Raw genomic sequence first — 17,944 nt, forward strand, 5'->3', positions numbered from 1 at the left:
CGGCCCAATTGCAAACATGGACGTGTCGCCGGCTTGTCGACCGCTCGCATCGGGCTTCTATATTTTACGGCGCACAGCTGATATCCGCGTTGCAAAGATGAACGCGTGCACCGTCCACATAGCCGTGCTGTCGGTCCCCAGCGGGCCACCGAAGCGTGGTTGCAAAGAGACTCCTAACTATGTTGGCTCGTTGGATCCACTTCTTAATCACAGCGAAGGTCAAATGGCCGCTCTCGCCGTTAGTATGCTATGTGCCGCAAGCTTGTCCTTTCCGTGGTCGCGGTGGCCAGCCCTAGTTATGGACGACCCCCTCCAGCACAACGATGTCGTCCACGCGTCTGCATTTGCCGATTTGCTGGGCAATCTTGTGCGTGCCCGCGGTTATCAGGTCTTTCTATCAAGACACGACGTTGCTCAAGCTGAGTTTTTGCGTCGCAAGTTCTCCGCAGGTGGCGTGCCGTGTACGACGGTACACATGCTCGGACGTGGCGAATCCGATGTTGACGTCGCCATCCGGCAATTTCAGACCGAGGCCCATGAGCGTTCGGCTTGACGCCGCCCAGTCGATTACTTTTTGGTCACATGATGGCCAGTTTTCGTCTACGCACGGACCTGTCTTCACTGCCCAGGGACGCATATCTGCTTAATCTACTGACTGAGCTGCCGCAGCGCACGCCGGATCGCGATATCAGCGATCCGCTGCCGTTCAACTTCCCGAAGCCGCACGAAGTATCGGCGCCTGTCTGATCTAGCTACAGTGCGCCAGCGAACTCAAAGCGGCGTGCGTAAATTCGCGCTTACACTTGCTGTGCAAGACTGAACTATAGCCCTCACCTGTACGCAGCCCTGTTCGCGCGAGCGTCGTGAAGTGCATGATGGTGTCCACCGTGTTCTCTGAAATACTGCTCCCTCCGAACTGGATCTATTCTCAAGCTAATCAGCTTTTCTTTCCAACCTGCAGGCTTCCGGCCAATGAGTTCCCACAAAAGCTGAAGGTCAATCGGATGGTCGTAGCAGATGACGGGCCGTTGTCTTAAGCCGCTAAACTTCAACATCCAGATTCGCGCTGCCTCGGCCAAGGCGTCGCGCGTCATAATGCACCCCGGAAACTTTCCGAGCTGAGGCAATACCTGGGCTCGCACAAAAGCGCTGCAAACTTCCTCATCCACCTCCGCAACCTCGCCGTAAAACTCGTGTCCGTCTTCGGACACCATCGCAAAGCTTATCAAGCGAGGTGCCGCTATATCAGTAAATTCCGTATCGATATATATGCGGCGTTCCCAAGGATGGATCGTGCTCACAATGGCGCCTTATAAAAGTATCGATGCAAATGCTAGCGCATTTGTTCCGTTTTGCGGGTGTCCATCCAGGCAAGCCACCCTTTTCGATAAGCTCGCGCGTCCACTAACGCGTGATGCTCGCGATTGTCGCTACTCGTAGTGCGCCATTACCGCCCGGTGATAGGCCGTTGTATCGATCAGCGGGCGAAGATCGTAGTGGGTCGTTTTTAGATTCCGTGGATGCAAGTCGGCCAAGAAGTACGGCAGGAAATCGAAGTCTGTCGCCGAGTCGCATGCCACCTGTAGTGAACGCGGGGCATCCCCGAACCACCTTATCAAACGTTCGCGCGCGACGGAGCTTGGCATCGCGGGGCCCTGCAGCAACGGTATCGACGCTTGGACTCTGGAACAGATGCGCCGGCAACTCCGCTCCCTGATCAAACTGATCGAGGCGGACGAGCGTCAGATCGTCTATACCGACTTCGAGGATGAGATCGGTGAAAGTGCCGAAATCGTGCTGCCCGACGTCAGTGTCGGCACTGACAAGGCGCGCTTCCAGATGAAGGTGCGGCATTTCCTCAAGTTGCACGCAGATCACATCACCGTCCAAAAGTTGCGACGGAATGAGCAGCTTACGCCGCAAGACTTGACTGAACTGCAACGCATTCTTTTGGAGGACGGCGTTGGAACGGATGACGACCTGGCAGGCCTTGACGCAAACGGCGGCCTCGGGCTGTTCATTCGCTCCCTCGTCGGTTTGGAGCGGGATGCCGCCAAGGTTGCTTTCGCTGACTTTCTGACGAGCAGAAACCTCAACGCCAACCAGATTGAGTTCATCAACCTAATCGTCGACCATCTGACCGATCGGGGCGCGATGGACCCACGCCGGCTGTACGAGAGCCCGTTCACCGATTTCGATGATCAGGGAGTGAGCGGTTTGTTCCCGCAAGCCGATGTTCTACGAATCGTTGCCGTGCTCAACGATATAAAAGAGCGAGCAGCGGCATAGGGTCAATTCTGGGTGGACATCAACACCGTTTCACCTTCCGAGAACGCAACTGTGCAGCGTTGCGGCCAAATCTACGGAACCAAGGATAGAAATCCGGGACACGCTCGCACCGGATGCTCTTCCGCGATGTTGATCGAACCCACCTCCATGACGACATTGCCCCAGACACAAATGCGAAAAAGGGTTACAGGCTTTTCACCTGCAACCCTTCGAGTTCCGCAATCGGGCAATTCGAGGCAACAACAGCCGGACCGCACCCTTCAATACATGCGGCGCGCACCTACCGCTGAGTGCTGTCTGATGGCGAGCACGAAAATCTAATCATTTCCGTACATTCGAGTCCAGCTAACCCAGCGTTAGTCCAACGATTTCCGTTTCCCTGCAGAACAGCAGCATCAAACATCAATATTCCCCGCCCTCAACGCATTCGACTCAATGAAAGCCCGACGCGGCTCCACGTCATCCCCCATAAGCGTCGTAAAGATCCCATCAGCCGCAATCGCATCCTCAATCTGCACACGAAGCAAGCGACGCACGGTCGGATCCATCGTCGTCTCCCAAAGCTGCCCAGGGTTCATCTCACCGAGACCCTTATAGCGTTGCTTCGAGATATTGCGTTCAGCATCAGCCAGCAACCACTTCATAGCGCTCTTGAAGTCGGTAACAGCCATACTCCGCTCACCGCGCTTGATCACCGCCCCAGTCCCAATCAACCCCTTAAACGTATTAGCGGTATTGATCAGCTGTTGGTAATCAGCGGTCAGCTGAAAATCCTGATCCAGCACAGAAATCTTCTGATTGCCGTGATGAGTCCGCGCAACGCGCAGCGAGCGCAGTTCACGCACCGGGTCATACATCGTCGTGACCTTAACCTCAGGTTTCAACGCATCATCACGCAACTTGGCTTCGAGAGCCGCCGCCGACACTGCAGCCGCTTCCTCACTGGAAAGGTCGATAACAACCCCATCCATCACAGCCTCAAGCGCCCCAGCGTCATACAACCGGCTCAAACGGTTAACTACGGCCTGAGCCAACAAGTAAGCCCGAGCCAACTCACCAAGCGCATCGCCAGTAATAGGGGTAGAACCTTCTGAAGCCAACAACTCCGACCCCTGCAAAGCCAGCTTCAGGATGTGAGCATTAACCTCAGCCTCATCCTTCAAATACCGCTCATCCTTACCCGCCTTGATCTTGAACAGCGGCGGCTGCGCGATATAGATATACCCACGCTCGATCATGTCCGGCATCTGACGATAGAAGAACGTCAGCAGCAGCGTCCGAATGTGCGCACCGTCCACGTCAGCATCGGTCATGATGATGATGCGGTGATAACGCAGCTTGTCGAGGTTGTAGTCTTCCTTGCCGATCCCGCAACCCAGCGCCGTAATCAGCGTCACAATCTGCTCCGAAGAAAGCAGCTTGTCATAGCGCGCCTTCTCCACGTTGAGCACCTTGCCGCGCAGCGGCAAGATCGCCTGAAACTTCCGGTCACGCCCCTGCTTCGCCGAGCCGCCTGCCGAGTCGCCCTCGACGATATAAATTTCCGACTTCGCCGGGTCCTTCTCCTGGCAATCCGCCAGCTTGCCCGGCAGACCCACGCCATCCAGAACGCCCTTACGACGCGTCATTTCACGCGCCTTCCGAGCCGCATCGCGCGCCCGCGCCGCGTCGACGATCTTGCCGCAAATGATCTTCGCGTCGTTCGGCGTTTCCAGCAGGAATTCTTCGAGCGCCTTCGCGACCACATCCTCCACCGGCGCGCGCACTTCCGACGACACCAGCTTGTCCTTGGTCTGCGCGCTGAACTTCGGCTCCGGCACCTTCACCGACAGCACGCACGAGAGCCCTTCGCGCATGTCGTCGCCGGCCGTCTCGACCTTCGCTTTCTTCGCGACTTCGTGATCGGTGATGTACTTGTTCAACACGCGCGTCATTGCCGCACGCAACCCGGTCAGGTGGGTGCCGCCGTCGCGCTGCGGAATGTTGTTCGTGAAGCACAGCACGTTTTCGTTGTAGCTGTCGTTCCACTGCATCGCCACTTCCACGCCCACGCCGTCTTTCTCGCCGCTGATGTGGAAAATGTTCGGGTGCAGCACGGCCTTGTTCTTGTTGATGTACTCAACAAAACCCTTCACGCCGCCCACAAACGCGAAATCTTCTTCCTTGCCCGTGCGCTGGTCGGTCAGCTTGATGCGCACGCCGTTATTCAGGAACGACAGTTCGCGAATCCGCTTGGCCAGAATGTCGTAGTGATATTCGACATTGCCGAAGATCGTCTCGTCAGCCAGGAAGTGCACTTCGGTGCCGCGGTTTTCGGTGTCGCCAATCAGCTGAATCGGCGAGACAGCCACGCCGTCGATCTCTTCGATCACGCGGTTCTGCGGCACGCCACGGTGGAATTCCATGAAGTGCTTCTTGCCGTCGCGGCGAATGGTCAGGCGCAGCCACGCCGAGAGCGCGTTCACGCACGAGACGCCCACGCCGTGCAGGCCGCCGGACACCTTGTAGCTGTTCTGGTCGAACTTGCCGCCGGCGTGCAGTTCGGTCATCACGATTTCAGCGGCGCTGCGCTTCGGATCGTGCTTGTCGTCCATCTTCAGGCCGGTCGGCACACCGCGGCCGTTGTCGGTGATCGAGATCGAGTTGTCCGCGTGAATGATCACCTGGATATCGTTGCAATGCCCCGCCAACGCTTCGTCGATGGAGTTGTCCAGCACTTCGAATACGAGGTGATGCAAACCGGTCCCGTCTGACGTATCCCCGATGTACATCCCCGGCCGCTTGCGTACCGCCTCCAGACCTTCGAGGATCTGAATCGAGGAGGCGCCGTAGCTGTTATCGGGTTGCGAATTGTTCGTTTCAGTCATGGATTTTTTCCGGTTCTGCGTTACTGCAAGGTTGCTGCTCGGGACTTTTCAAAACACCATAAAAACGCCAAAGGGGCGCTGCGCCCCTTGGTGTGTTCTTTGGTTTTGGACGCGTTAGATGCGCATCGGCATCACGACGTATTTGAATTCGTCGTTCTCGGGAATCGTGATCAACGCGCTGGAGCTGGCGTCGCCAAGGCTCACTTGCAACATGTCGACCTTCAGGTTCGCGAGCACGTCGAGCAGATACGTGACGTTGAACCCGATATCGACGCTGTCGCCGTCGTACGCGATTTCCAGTTCTTCCTGCGCCTCTTCCTGATCGGCGTTGGTCGACATGATCTTCAACTGGCCCGGCTCGATGATGCAGCGCACGCCCTTGAATTTGTCCGACGTCAGAATCGCGGCGCGTTGCAGCGAGCGCTGCAGTTCTTCACGGCCGATCACGAACTGATTCTTGTGCGACTTCGGAATCACGCGCTGGAAGTCGGGGAATTTGCCTTCCACCAGCTTCGACACCAGTTCGACCTGGCCGAACGTGAACTTCACCTGCGTCGGCGCGATGTCGATCTTCAGCGTGTCGTCGATGTCTTCCAGCAGACGCTGCAGTTCAAGAATCGTCTTGCGCGGAATGATCACTTCCTGACGCGCGAACGAGCCTTCGATCTTCATCGACGAGAACGCCAGACGGTGGCCGTCTGTTGCGACCGCCATTAGCTGGTCACCGTCCACTACCAGCAGCATGCCGTTCAGGTAGTAGCGGATGTCCTGCTGGGCCATCGAAAAATGGACCATGCCGAGCAACTGGCGGAACGTTTTCTGGGGAACCACCAGGTTCGCACCGTAGTCTTTAGCCTGAGCGACGGTCGGGAACTCGTCGGCCGCCAGAGTTTGCAGCGCAAAGCGGCTCTTGCCGGATTGCACGGTCAAACGCTTGTCGTTCAGCGTGAGCGTGACCTGCCCGTCGGGCATGGCGCGCAGAATGTCGAGGAGCTTTCTTGCTGCCACCGTGGTCGCGACCGAATCGCCGCCCACGCCAAAATCGGCACGCGTGGTGATCTGCAACTCGAGGTCGGTCGACAGGAACGACACTTCAGGGCCGTTCTTGGTAATCAGCAAATTGGCGAGGATCGGCAACGTATGGCGGCGTTCGACGATGCCGCTCACGGTTTGCAGCGGCCTGAGGAGGTTATCGCGTTCGGTCTTGACCAGTTGCATAGAGTTCCTTCGTTGATATAACGGCCTGCGCGCCTGACTTGCCAGCCTTACAGCGCGCAACCGCGGCTCCCCGCCGGCGCCACGCAGCGCCTGTCACGGCGTGAATTCCGCCCGCGGCCGCCGGGCGGTTAAACCTGTATTGTGCCTGAAAACGGAACCGCTCCACTAAAATGGGGGCGAGTTTGGAAATAAACAGGTCGAATTTCCCGCCCGACCTGCTTAACCTTTCAGCGTTTGCTCCAGCACGTGCAGTTCGTGGTTCAGCTGCGCGTCCGTGCCGCGCTCGGCGGCGATCTTGCGCACCGCGTGCAGCACCGTGGTGTGGTCGCGTCCGCCGAACAGCTCGCCGATTTCCGGCAAACTCTTCTGCGTCAGCTCCTTCGCCAGATACATCGCGATCTGCCGCGGCCGCGCAATGTTCGCCGGACGCTTCTTCGAATACATGTCCGCCACCTTGATGCTGTAGAAGTCAGCCGTGGTCTTCTGGATGTTTTCCACCGAAATCTGCCGGTTTTGCACCGTCAACAGGTCTTTCAACGCTTCTTTCGTCACTTCGATCGTGATTTCGCGGCCGTGGAACTTCGAATACGCGAGGATCTTGCGCAGCGCGCCTTCCAGTTCACGGACGTTCGAGCGCAGATGCTTGGCGACGAAGAACGCGACGTCTTCATTCAGGCTCACGAACTCCGATTGCGCCTTGCGCATCAGAATCGCGACGCGCATTTCCAGCTCGGGCGGCTCGATCGCCACCGTCAGGCCGGAGTCGAAGCGCGAGATCAGGCGGTCGTCGATGCCGGAGATTTCCTTCGGATACGTGTCGCTGGTGATGATCACCTGCGCCTTGTTCGCGACCAGCGCCTCGAACGCGTAGAAGAATTCCTCTTGTGTGCGCGACTTGCCTGAGAAAAATTGAATATCGTCGATCAGCAGCAGGTCGAGCGAGTGGTAGTAGCGCTTGAAATCGTCGAACGCCTTGCGCTGGTAGGCCTTCACCACGTCGGACACATATTGTTCCGCGTGGATGTAGCGAATCCGCGCGCCAGCCTTGTCCATTAGAAGCTGGTTGCCGATCGCGTGGATCAGGTGGGTCTTGCCCAGACCCACGCCGCCATACAGGAACAGCGGGTTGTACGAAATGCCGGGGTTGTCCGCGACCTGAATCGCCGCGGCGCGCGCCAACTGGTTGGCCTTACCGGTCACGAAGTTGTCAAAGGTCAGCACGGGGTTGAGCTTTGAACGCTCGTACATCGAGTCGTTGTCGCCGTTGCCGTTCGAGCTCGCGCTTTGGCCCGGGCGCCACGTGCGGCGGGCGGCGGCGGCTTCGTTCGCGTCGAGGCTGGGGAGATCGAGGTCGGCGGCATCTTCAGCGACCGCGCGTGCGTTCGCGTTGTGGTCAGCGGCAGCGCGTACATTTGCGTTGAGGGTCGCCATCGCGCTGTTCGCACCATTGGCGCGCGCGGCCTGCGACGCTTGTACGGCACCGACGGCTGCGTCCACGGCGGCCCCACCGCCGTTTGAACCAGCCGAATGGCCGCCGCCCATTGCACCAGACGCCGAAGATGGACGCGACGGAGCCGGCGCCGACGTCGCCGCGGGGGCGCGCATGCCTGCTTTCGGGTCCAGCACGAATTGCACGTCGACCGGAGCGTGCCAGAAATCGCGGGCCATATCCGCGATGCGGCCGGAGAACTGGCTCTTGACCCAGTCGAGCTTGAAGCGGTTCGGCGCAGCGATGCTAAGCGTGTTCGCAGCGGCGTCGAAGGCGACCGGGGCCAACGGTTTGATCCACGTCACGTACTGCTGGGGCGTTAGCTCGCGCTCCAGCAATGCGGAACAGTGTTGCCAGAAATCGTTCATCGAGTTGCTGTCGTTATGATGTGCACGGCGGTTCGCCGCTGCCCCTGTCGCGCGTACGCAACAAGGCCCTGAGCAGTCAGGCCGAACCAGGCGTAATGGCTCCAGGCGCTTGTGCCACAAGGGTTTGCGGGGCAAGCGAGCCGGAGCGGCGTGCAGAATTTTTGGGAAGTAAGGCGAGATTCTAACGCCAAATCGTCGGCGAAAGGGAGTTATCCACAGGGACGGATCATCTGGCGAACTCCTCTTGGGGTCAGGCCGAAGCAGGCTAAACTATTGACGGCCAAAAGAAAACCGGTTTAAATAGCGGGTTCCGCGAAAACCAATTCTGTAAACCTCCGGCCATTGCCGCTTCAGCGATGATCGTGCGGTTAATTTTCGATCAGTCGATCAAGTGAGAGCAACATGAAACGTACTTACCAACCTTCCGTTACCCGTCGCAAGCGCACCCACGGCTTCCGCGTTCGCATGAAGACCGCAGGTGGCCGCAAGGTCATCAACGCACGTCGCGCGAAGGGCCGCAAGCGCCTCGCCATCTAAGGTTGGCGAGCGGATTGCGCGCTCTGTCTGTGCCTACAGGCGAAGCCCGCGGTGAAGCGGGAGCGGCTGGGGCGCCGCAACTGGGCTCGATTCCGTTGCGAGCGCAAGCCGCCTTCCCCAAAGCCGCAAGGCTACTGAAAACGGATGAATTTTCATCCGTTTTTCGTTTGCGCCCGTGGCGGCGCACCGCGCACTTCGTGGTGTACGGCCGGCCCACCGGTAACGACGCTCGCTTAGGTCTCGTGATCGGCAAGAAGTATGCGCCGCGCGCGGCCACGCGTAATCTGGTACGTCGACTCGCGCGTGAAGCCTTCCGGCTGCGTCGCGCGGAATTCGGCGGTTGGGATGTGCTGTTGCGTCTGCACACGCGCTTCGACAAGAAAGCTTTGCCGAGCGCCTCGTCGCCGCCGTTGAGGGCGCTGTGCCGCAGCGAAATAGAGACGCTGCTCGATAAAGCAGCGCGCGAAATTGTCCGTCGCGAGGCGCCGCCCGCGGAAGCGCCCAAGACGGAATGACGCTCAAGTGACCGCCCGCTTTGCAGTACAGGCCGCCAAAGTAGGTCGGGCAGCCAGGCTGCGCGGGCGTCGCCCGGTACTCCACGTTGCGCGGCGCCGTTAGGCCGCACCAGTCATGCAAACGGTACTCATCGCTTTATTGCGTTTCTACAAGGTTGCCGTCAGCCCCATGCTCGGCAACCGGTGCCGTTTTTACCCTTCCTGCTCTGATTACGCGCGCGAAGCAATCCAGTATCATGGCGCCGCGCGCGGGACTTATCTCGCCGCCAGGCGTATTTGCCGCTGCCACCCGTTTTCCGCGGGCGGCATCGATCTCGTCCCGCCTCCCACTTCTGAAAAGCGCTGACGCGCCGTTCCATCGACACTGAGACAACGCATGGATATCAAACGCACCGTCCTATGGGTCATCTTTTTCATGTCAGCGGTCATGCTGTTCGACAACTGGCAACGCGACCACGGACGCCCGTCGATGTTCTTCCCGAGCGCCAATCCGACCAAGACCGTCGGTAGCGCCGCACCGGGAACCACGACGCCGGGAACCCAATCCGCCGATCTGCCGGCCACCAACGCTGCTGCGCCGGGCACTGCGCCGGCTGCTGCGGCTCAGGGCCAGCTGATCAGCTTCAGCACCGACGTCTATAACGGCGAGATCGACACCCGCGGCGGCACGCTGTCGAAGCTGTCGCTCGTCAAGCAAGGCGACGGCAAGCAGCCCGATCTGGTCATCACGCTGTTCGACCGTACCGCGAACCATACGTATCTGGCGCGCACCGGTCTGCTCGGCGGCGATTTCCCGAACCACACCGACGTCTTCACGCCGTTGCCGAACCAGCCGCACGATCTGACGGGCGACGCCAAGTCGTTCCAGCTCAGCCTCGAGTCGCCGGTGAAGGGTGGCGTGAAGGTCATCAAGACCTACACGTTCACGCGCGGCAGCTATGTGATCGGCGTCGACACGAAGATCGAGAACGTCGGGACCGCGCCGGTTACGCCGTCGGTCTATATGGAGCTGGTGCGCGACGATACGCCGGTGGAAACGCCGCGCTTCTCGCACACGTTCATCGGACCGGCTGTCTACACCGACCAGCACCACTTCCAGAAGATGACGTTCAGCGACATCGACAAGAACAAGGAAGACTTCGTCAATTCGGCCGACAACGGCTGGATCGCGATGGTGCAGCATTACTTCGCGTCGGCGTGGATTCCGCAGCAAGGTGCGAAGCGCGACATCTATGTCGAGAAGATCGATCCGACGCTGTATCGCGTTGGCGTCAAGCAGCCGGTGGCGACCATCGCCCCGGGCCAGTCGGTTGATGTGTCCGCGCGCCTGTTCGCCGGTCCGGAAGAAGAGCGCATGCTCGAAGGCATCGCCCCGGGTCTTGAACTGGTGAAGGACTATGGCTGGGTCACGATCATCGCGAAGCCGCTGTTCTGGCTGCTCGAGAAGATCCACAGCTATGTCGGCAACTGGGGCTGGTCGATCGTGCTGCTCACGCTGCTGATCAAGGCCGTGTTCTTCCCGCTGTCGGCCGCGAGCTACAAGTCGATGGCGCGCATGAAGGCGATCACGCCGCGTATGCAAGCCCTGCGCGAACGCTTCAAGGGCGATCCGCAGAAGATGAACTCGGCGCTGATGGAGCTGTACAAGACCGAAAAGGTCAATCCGTTCGGCGGCTGTCTGCCGGTCGTGATTCAGATTCCGGTGTTCATCTCGCTGTACTGGGTGTTGCTGTCGTCGGTTGAAATGCGCGGCGCGCCGTGGATTCTCTGGATTCACGATCTGTCGCAACAGGATCCGTTCTTCATCCTGCCGGTGCTGATGGCCGTCTCGATGTTCCTGCAGACCAAGCTGAACCCTACGCCGCCGGACCCGGTTCAAGCCAAGATGATGATGTTCATGCCGATCGCGTTCTCGGTGATGTTCTTCTTCTTCCCGGCCGGTCTGGTGCTGTACTACGTGGTGAACAACGTGCTGTCGATCGCCCAGCAGTACTACATCACGCGGATGATGGGTCAAACGAAGACGAAAGCGGCCTGATTGATGTCTTGCCTGAAGCGGGTGGTAGCGCCCGCTGACTGACAGGCAGAAGCTGGCTGTAAAAAAGCCGCCCGGTTTTGCACCGGGCGGCTTTTTTTATGACTCGGTCGATTGGCCTTTATCTTTCGATGTCGTTGTCGATGCGTCTTCAGGCGCGGCGTCAGTTTCCTGTTGCGTGCCGCCGTCAAACTCCGTCATCAGTTCTTCCACCAGATTGCGCTGCCTCGGCGACAAACCCACGAAGCGGTTAGCCATCTTCGTCACCAGCTCGACCGTTTCCGGCGTCATCGGATATTTCTCGCCGCGGGCAAGCGGCTTAGCCTTGCCGGAGGGCGTCGGCCCGTAGTGCAACCAGTGAACGTCCTTTTGCAGCCACGTCGCTAAAACCTGCAACTTGTCGCGCTTTGGAATCGTCGTACCCGCGAGCCATTTGTGCGCGGTTTGTGGTGAGACGGCAGGGCCACTGCTATAAAGCAGGTTGAATTCCCTGGCTAAATCGGTCCCACCCTTAATTTCTTTGGGGAGTGAGTCTTTCAGCCGTTTGGCGAAAGCTGCTTTTTCTTTGGAGGTCGGCATGGGCCCGATTGTGCAATTCGGCGCATAATCAGTGGACAACCAAACGCGCTATTTTATTGCTTAAATGAGCTATTTTTAGCCTGAAATCACCAGCTAATAACGCGTTTCACGATTTTATAGAATTCCGTCTTTTCCTTGTACAGCGTGCGTTCTAGGCATTCTGGCGCGTCATCTGTCGCAAATGTGTCTTAGGCTATCTTAGCTTGTGTGAGATAAATCCTCATTTGTCTTATGAAAATCGGGCTGCGTTAGGAATCGGGCCCGAGTCCAGAGCCAATGGATGCCCGCGTTACAATGCCCGGCGCTTACTCATGCGCATTCAATCCCTTCTGACAGCCTCGTTCCCATGCTCGCCACCGATTCCGATCCGATCGTCGCCATTGCCACCGCCCCCGGCCGAGGCGGAATCGGGGTCGTGCGGATTTCGTTCGGCCGTGCCGGGGAAGCCGCCGCGCAACCGTTGATGCAAGCGCTCACTGGCCAGGCACTCGCGCCGCGTCACGCGAGCTATGTGCCGTTTCTCGATGACACCGGCAGCGCGCTCGATCGCGGCATTGCACTGTACTTTCCCGCGCCGCACTCCTACACCGGCGAACACGTGCTCGAGCTGCAGGGGCACGGCGGTCCGGTCGTGCTGCAACTGGTGCTGCAGCGGTGCATCGACGCCGGCCGTGCGTTCGGTCTCCGTTTGGCCGAGCCGGGCGAATTCACGCGGCGCGCGTTTCTCAACGACAAACTGGATCTGGCGCAAGCGGAAGCCGTCGCCGATCTGATCGAGGCCAGCACCGAAGCTGCCGCCCGCTCGGCGGGCCGCTCGCTCGACGGTGCGTTTTCGCGCGACATCCATGCTCTGGTCGAAGAAGTCATCACGCTGCGCATGCTGGTCGAAGCGACGCTCGATTTCCCGGAAGAAGAAATCGACTTTCTCGAAGCCGCCGACGCCCGCGGCAAGCTCACGCGGATCCGCGAGCGCCTCGTGCACGTGCTGAGCGAAGCGCGCCAGGGCGCGTTGCTGCGTGAGGGTTTGTCGGTGGTGCTGGCTGGGCAGCCGAACGTCGGCAAGTCGTCGCTGCTGAACGCGCTGGCCGGCGCCGAGTTGGCCATCGTCACGCCGATCGCCGGCACGACGCGCGACAAGGTTGCGCAGACCATCCAGATCGAAGGCATTCCGCTGCACGTGATCGATACGGCCGGCCTGCGCGATACCGAAGACGAGGTGGAAAAGATCGGCATTGCGCGCACGTGGAGCGAGATCGAGCGCGCGGACGTCGTGCTGCATCTGCTCGATGCACGTACCGGCATGACCGCCGAAGACGAAACGATCGCTGCGCGCTTCCCGAGCGGCGTACCGGTGGTGCGCGTGCTGAACAAGACGGATCTGACCGGGCTCGCGCCATCGGTGACGCCGCTCGACGCGGATCTCGAACTCAGCGAAGTGGGGCTGTCGGCGAAACGGGGCGATGGCGTAGCGTTGCTGCGTGAAGAATTGCTGCGAATCGCCGGCTGGCAGGCCGGCGCGGAGAGCGTCTACCTCGCGCGCGAGCGGCATCTGATTGCGCTGCGCGCGGCCCAGGAGCATCTGGCGACGGCAGCGGCACACGCCGATCAGAACTCTCAAGCGCTCGATCTGTTCGCCGAAGAACTGCGTCTCGCGCAGGATCAACTGAACTCGATCACTGGTGAATTTAGCTCGGACGATCTTCTCGGGGTGATTTTCAGCCGGTTTTGTATCGGGAAATAATCTACTGCCAAACGACGATCTATCATCGCAAGCACCTCGCCAGAGGTTGTCGTCCACCGAGAAAGTGAAAGTTGCGTCTGAGCGGCCAAACTGCCCGCTCAAGAGCATTTCGGTGAAGCCGCCAAATTGGTACCCTTGGGATCTGGAACAACGCGCGGTTTCACCGACGACCCCCGCTCCACGTCTGCACTGCCGTGCATTGAACATCCTCTGTTGACCCAAATCCACCTATTTCGTTGGTACACAAAATCCAGCCAGTCTAAAATTGCCGGCATCCCCGCATCAAACAATCCGCCATGCCAAAACTAGCCGCCCCGCTCACCGAAACGCAGATCCGCGCGCTCGAACCGCGCGCCACCCGATATTGCGTTGCAGACGGCAACGGCCTTGTCATCGAAATCATGACGACGGGCACCAAAGTCTGGCGCTTCCGCTATTCGCTGAACGGCAAGCGCCAGCCGCTCGTTACGATCGGCGATTACCGGATGATTTCGCTGCGGGTCGCGCGCGCCAAGGCACAGAAGTACGCGGAGATGGTCGCGAACGGCGTCTCGCCGGTGGCGACGGCGCGGCGCGACCGCGGTGCGGAAAGCAAGGCAGAGGTGCTGCGCGAAGGCGCCGAGCTTTATCTCGCGACGGAGATGGCCGGCAAGTCGGCGGAATATCAGCGCACCACGCGGCGCGCGCTCGAAAAAGACGTCCTTCCTGCCATCGGGGCCAAGCCGATCAAAGCCGTGACGGACGACGACATCCGCGCGATATGCGACCAGATCAAAAGCCGCGGCTCGCCCAAAATGGCGCTGCACACGCGCAACGCCGTCAAGCGGCTCTATGAGTACCTGATCGCCCGGCAACTCGCCGCGTCCAATCCGGCAGAACTCATCCCGGCACGCTTCATCGCGACGCCGGACAGCCGCACGCGCGTGCTCGATCCTGACGAAATAGGCGCCATGCTCCGGGCGATCTACGCGTCGAACATTCGACGCCCGCTGAAATTGGCTTTACACCTGCTGGTGCTGACGATGGTGCGGAAATCGGACCTCATCGAGGCGGCCTGGTCCGAATTCAACCTCGACGCAGCACGATGGACGATCCCGGCTGAGCGCATGAATAAGGACCGTAAGCATGTGGTGCATCTCTCGCATCAGGCGGTCGCTCTGCTTCGCGAGCTTCAGGACACGAAAACCAGTCGGAATTTCGTATTCCCGAGTGTCAGGGGCGACGACCGGCCGATCGCGAAGAGCACGCTCAATCAAGCGGTCAAATCGCTCGGACTCGACGTCGAGCATTTCGTCCTACATGACTTTCGACGCACTGCGGCGACCCACTTGCGCGAGATGGGGCAGTCTGTGGACGTGATTGAGAATGCGCTGGCGCATACCGTCAAGGACGCCACGGATGGAGGTCATCACGCTGAGCACGCCGCGGAACGGCGTCGGACCTTGCAACTGTGGGCGAATTTTGTCGACGCCCAGATCGAGAACAGCCGGCACGGCGTGATCGGCTAAGTGCGGCAGATGCGGCAAACGCGGCAGCTAATAGGCCGCTTGCCGCTACTTACCTCACCATTGGCCGACAGTACACTTGATGGTACACAGAGAAAGAATGACCCGAGGCAAGCACCTTCCCAGAAAAAGAAAAATACCTTCTTCACTAGGTTCTCAATCACCCCGCACCACGCCCCGCAATCCCATTCACGTCAATCCCGCCGCGCTGCCAGCCGACCCTTCACAGCGTCCTTTTTTCTCGCCGTTCATCGTCTAAACTAAAGCATCGATGCACGTCGGGACGGAGGCTCCCATGTCTGAATCGTTAATGGCTTATTTGCTGGGACCTCTGGTGATGCTGGTGGTCGGCGTGGCGATCTGGGCCGCGTCCCACTATCGCCAAAAGACGAAGCCGGAGCGCCTCGAGCGCTGGCTCGATACGCATTATGCGGAGTGGCTGCATCACAAGCACTGAGCAGAGATACCCAACAAGACAAGGCCGTCGCACCCTGCGACGGCCTTTTTCTCTGGTGCGCGCGAGCATCGAAGCTGCGCGCGCCTCCGCACGTCCCTTACCAGCCCTGTTGAGGCTGCTGCGGATACTCCTCATATTGTGCGGGCGGCGGCGCGCCGCACGCGACGTACGCACGCTGGTACTGGTCATAGCAGTATCCCGGCGGCGGCCCCGCATACACGGGCGCCGGCTGATACACCGGTTGCGCATAGACCGGCTGCTGGTAAGCGACCACAGGCGCCGGATTCAGCACAGACGTCGCCACCGCGCCCAGCACGGCACCGCCGATCAGCGCACCGACCACGTCGCCGCCGTTGCCATGCGCCGACGCTTGACCCGCCACGCTCAGGCTCCCCACCATCAACAACGCCACAGCAATCTTTTTCATGTTTCTCTCCCGCCGTTCAGGCATGGAGCAGATTGTGTAGGGCGCGCGCGGAAATAGATGCTGCAGTTGGTAACCGGGCATTACGCGTGTAACGCCTGGGTCGGCCCCCCTCACCGACCGCCATCCATTCCCACGATCAATGTAAAATTCGCCGCATGACCCGTCGGACAAATCCGACGATCCGCAAAGCTTTCCGATCCTTCGACCCCGAGACCTACAAGTCGACATCGGGCGTCGAGCCCAAGCAAAAAAGTTAAGGGGCGTGCGCGTGAAACAATGGACCATCCGGCAACGGATTCTGTGCAGCTTCGGGATCGTGCTGATCGTGATGCTGGCAATGGCAATCGTCACTTTCGAGCAACTCGGCGGCATCGACCGCGACGCGAAGAGTCAGCAGGAAGACTCGATGCCCGGCCTCTACTACGCGACCGCGATGCGCGCGGCCTGGTTCGAGAACTACACCGTCACGCAGCGTCTCATTTACGTTGACGCGGACCCCGACTCCGTCAAGCGCGACACCGCCCGTTTGCAGGAGACCGAGCAAGTACTTCAGAAGCTCCTCGGCGACTACGGCGCGACCATTTTCCGCGACAACGATCGTGAGTTCTTCAATGACTTCCGCCAGCAACACACACAGTACCTGCCGATCCAGGCCTCCCTGTTGAACGTCCTGCCGAGTTCGAAAGAAAACGCCGCGCGCATCCTCAACACGCAACTCACGCCGATCTGGGAAACAGGCCGCCTCTCGGCGCGCAATCTGGTCGAAAACAACAAGGCCGACGCCGATAAAGCCGCCGAAAACATCCGCCGCTCGGTCGAGGCTACCCGTATCGTGCTGCTCGTGATGCTGCTGATTGCCGCCGTCGCCGCCGTGCTGGCCGGCTACTGGCTGCTGCGCGCGGTCACCACGCCGATGGCGAAGGTGCTGCAAGTCGTCGACGTCATGCGCACGGGTGACCTCACGCAACGTCTGCAACTGAACCGCGCGGACGAGATCGGCGCGCTCGAAGCGGGCTTTAACCGTATGACCGACGAGCTCACCGCGCTGGTCGGCCAGGCGCAGAAGTCGGCGGTTCAGGTCACCACGTCGGTGACGGAAATCGCTGCGACCTCGCGTGAACAACAGGCCACCGCGAACGAAACCGCCGCGACCACCACCGAGATCGGCGCCACGTCGCGCGAAATCTTCGCAACCTCGCGCGATCTGCTGCGCACGATGAACGAGGTCTCGGAAGTAGCAGGCCAATCAGCCGCACTCGCCGGCACCGGCCACGCCGGTCTCGCGCGCATGGAAGACACCATGCGCCTCGTGATGGAAGCGGCCGGCTCGGTCAACGCGAAGCTCGCGATCCTCAACGAAAAGGCCAGCAACATCAACCAGGTCGTCGCCACCATCACCAAGGTCGCGGATCAGACCAACCTGCTCTCGCTGAACGCAGCGATCGAAGCAGAAAAGGCCGGCGAATACGGCCGCGGCTTCGCGGTCGTGGCGACCGAGATTCGCCGTCTCGCGGATCAAACCGCCGTGGCGACCTACGACATCGAACAGATGGTCAAGGAGATCCAGTCGGCGGTGGCCGCGGGCGTGATGGGCATGGACAAGTTCTCCGAAGAGGTACGCCGCGGCATGCTCGACGTGCAGAACGTGGGCGGCCATCTCACGCAGATCATCCAGCAGGTGCAGCAACTCGCGCCGCGCTTCTCGATGGTCAACGAAGGCATGCAGACGCAAGCCACCGGCGCCGAGCAGATTACCCAGGCACTGACGCAGCTCTCGGAGGCCGCGCAGCAGACGGCGGAATCGCTGCGCCAGTCGACCCAGGCTATCGACGATCTGACGCACGTCGCCAATAGCTTGCGCACCGGCGTATCGCGCTTCAAGGTGGTGGCCTGACGCGCCGCGGCGGGTTCACCGAA

At 60.0% G+C, this 17,944-nt stretch carries 15 protein-coding genes; 10 read left to right on the forward strand and 5 right to left on the reverse strand.

The features are described from left to right. The first annotated feature begins 298 nt into the window (after positions 1-298). Both M0D64_RS35585 and M0D64_RS35590 read left to right on the forward strand, forming a co-directional pair. On the forward strand, positions 299-553 hold the full coding sequence (locus M0D64_RS35585; protein ID WP_266261228.1) for a hypothetical protein: 255 nt from the start codon (positions 299-301) through the stop codon (positions 551-553). A gap of 1,139 nt (positions 554-1,692) precedes the next feature. Next, positions 1,693-2,289 carry a type I restriction-modification enzyme R subunit C-terminal domain-containing protein gene (locus M0D64_RS35590; RefSeq protein WP_266261229.1) on the forward strand — a complete coding sequence of 199 codons (597 nt, stop codon included), beginning with the start codon at positions 1,693-1,695 and terminating at the stop codon, positions 2,287-2,289. A 395-nt stretch (positions 2,290-2,684) separates the two neighbouring features. On the opposite strand, the gene gyrB is transcribed toward M0D64_RS35590, so the two are convergent. The 3 genes from gyrB to dnaA all read right to left on the reverse strand — a co-directional run bounded on the left by gyrB (position 2,685) and on the right by dnaA (position 8,231). Further along, complete coding sequence (gyrB, locus tag M0D64_RS35595; protein WP_266238816.1) at positions 2,685-5,156, reverse strand: DNA topoisomerase (ATP-hydrolyzing) subunit B; 2,472 nt, start codon at positions 5,154-5,156, stop codon at positions 2,685-2,687. Between the two features lie 114 nt (positions 5,157-5,270). Next, on the reverse strand, positions 5,271-6,374 hold the full coding sequence (dnaN, locus tag M0D64_RS35600) for a DNA polymerase III subunit beta (RefSeq protein ID WP_054037057.1): 1,104 nt from the start codon (positions 6,372-6,374) through the stop codon (positions 5,271-5,273). A 219-nt stretch (positions 6,375-6,593) separates the two neighbouring features. Then, positions 6,594-8,231 carry a chromosomal replication initiator protein DnaA gene (gene dnaA / locus M0D64_RS35605; protein WP_266238817.1) on the reverse strand — a complete coding sequence of 546 codons (1,638 nt, stop codon included), beginning with the start codon at positions 8,229-8,231 and terminating at the stop codon, positions 6,594-6,596. 402 nt (positions 8,232-8,633) lie between these two features. On the opposite strand from dnaA, the gene rpmH reads away from it, so the two are divergent. The 4 genes from rpmH to yidC all read left to right on the forward strand — a co-directional run bounded on the left by rpmH (position 8,634) and on the right by yidC (position 11,321). Further along, positions 8,634-8,768 carry a 50S ribosomal protein L34 gene (gene rpmH / locus M0D64_RS35610; protein WP_004198824.1) on the forward strand — a complete coding sequence of 45 codons (135 nt, stop codon included), beginning with the start codon at positions 8,634-8,636 and terminating at the stop codon, positions 8,766-8,768. A 14-nt stretch (positions 8,769-8,782) separates the two neighbouring features. Then, positions 8,783-9,283: a ribonuclease P protein component gene (gene rnpA / locus M0D64_RS35615; RefSeq protein ID WP_171925254.1), complete on the forward strand. Its 501-nt coding sequence runs from the start codon at positions 8,783-8,785 to the stop codon at positions 9,281-9,283. A 115-nt stretch (positions 9,284-9,398) separates the two neighbouring features. Beyond that, a complete protein-coding gene (yidD, locus tag M0D64_RS35620; protein WP_007180115.1) occupies positions 9,399-9,629 on the forward strand; it encodes a membrane protein insertion efficiency factor YidD in 231 nt (76 codons plus the stop codon). A gap of 30 nt (positions 9,630-9,659) precedes the next feature. Continuing rightward, positions 9,660-11,321, forward strand: a complete 1,662-nt coding sequence (gene yidC / locus M0D64_RS35625) for a membrane protein insertase YidC (RefSeq protein ID WP_266238818.1) — start codon at positions 9,660-9,662, stop codon at positions 11,319-11,321. A 96-nt stretch (positions 11,322-11,417) separates the two neighbouring features. On the opposite strand, the gene M0D64_RS35630 is transcribed toward yidC, so the two are convergent. Further along, positions 11,418-11,897 (reverse strand): XRE family transcriptional regulator, encoded by a 480-nt coding sequence (locus M0D64_RS35630; RefSeq protein WP_266238819.1) that lies wholly within the window; start codon positions 11,895-11,897, stop codon positions 11,418-11,420. Between the two features lie 346 nt (positions 11,898-12,243). On the opposite strand from M0D64_RS35630, the gene mnmE reads away from it, so the two are divergent. The 3 genes from mnmE to M0D64_RS35645 all read left to right on the forward strand — a co-directional run bounded on the left by mnmE (position 12,244) and on the right by M0D64_RS35645 (position 15,600). Next, positions 12,244-13,638 (forward strand): tRNA uridine-5-carboxymethylaminomethyl(34) synthesis GTPase MnmE, encoded by a 1,395-nt coding sequence (mnmE, locus tag M0D64_RS35635; protein ID WP_211706321.1) that lies wholly within the window; start codon positions 12,244-12,246, stop codon positions 13,636-13,638. 296 nt (positions 13,639-13,934) lie between these two features. Continuing rightward, positions 13,935-15,146, forward strand: a complete 1,212-nt coding sequence (locus M0D64_RS35640) for a tyrosine-type recombinase/integrase (protein ID WP_266238820.1) — start codon at positions 13,935-13,937, stop codon at positions 15,144-15,146. A gap of 292 nt (positions 15,147-15,438) precedes the next feature. After that, the gene (locus tag M0D64_RS35645; RefSeq protein ID WP_166618149.1) at positions 15,439-15,600 is read left to right on the forward strand and encodes a hypothetical protein; all 162 of its coding nucleotides are present in this window, start codon (positions 15,439-15,441) and stop codon (positions 15,598-15,600) included. Between the two features lie 97 nt (positions 15,601-15,697). Here the strand turns inward: M0D64_RS35645 and M0D64_RS35650 are convergent, their stop codons facing one another. Then, positions 15,698-16,027, reverse strand: a complete 330-nt coding sequence (locus M0D64_RS35650) for an ecotin precursor (protein WP_266261230.1) — start codon at positions 16,025-16,027, stop codon at positions 15,698-15,700. A gap of 328 nt (positions 16,028-16,355) precedes the next feature. On the opposite strand from M0D64_RS35650, the gene M0D64_RS35655 reads away from it, so the two are divergent. Continuing rightward, a complete protein-coding gene (locus M0D64_RS35655; RefSeq protein WP_301717710.1) occupies positions 16,356-17,921 on the forward strand; it encodes a methyl-accepting chemotaxis protein in 1,566 nt (521 codons plus the stop codon). Positions 17,922-17,944: the final 23 nt, after the last annotated feature.

The organism is Paraburkholderia sp. WS6 (assembly GCF_030464835.1).
Lineage (GTDB): Bacteria > Pseudomonadota > Gammaproteobacteria > Burkholderiales > Burkholderiaceae > Paraburkholderia > Paraburkholderia madseniana.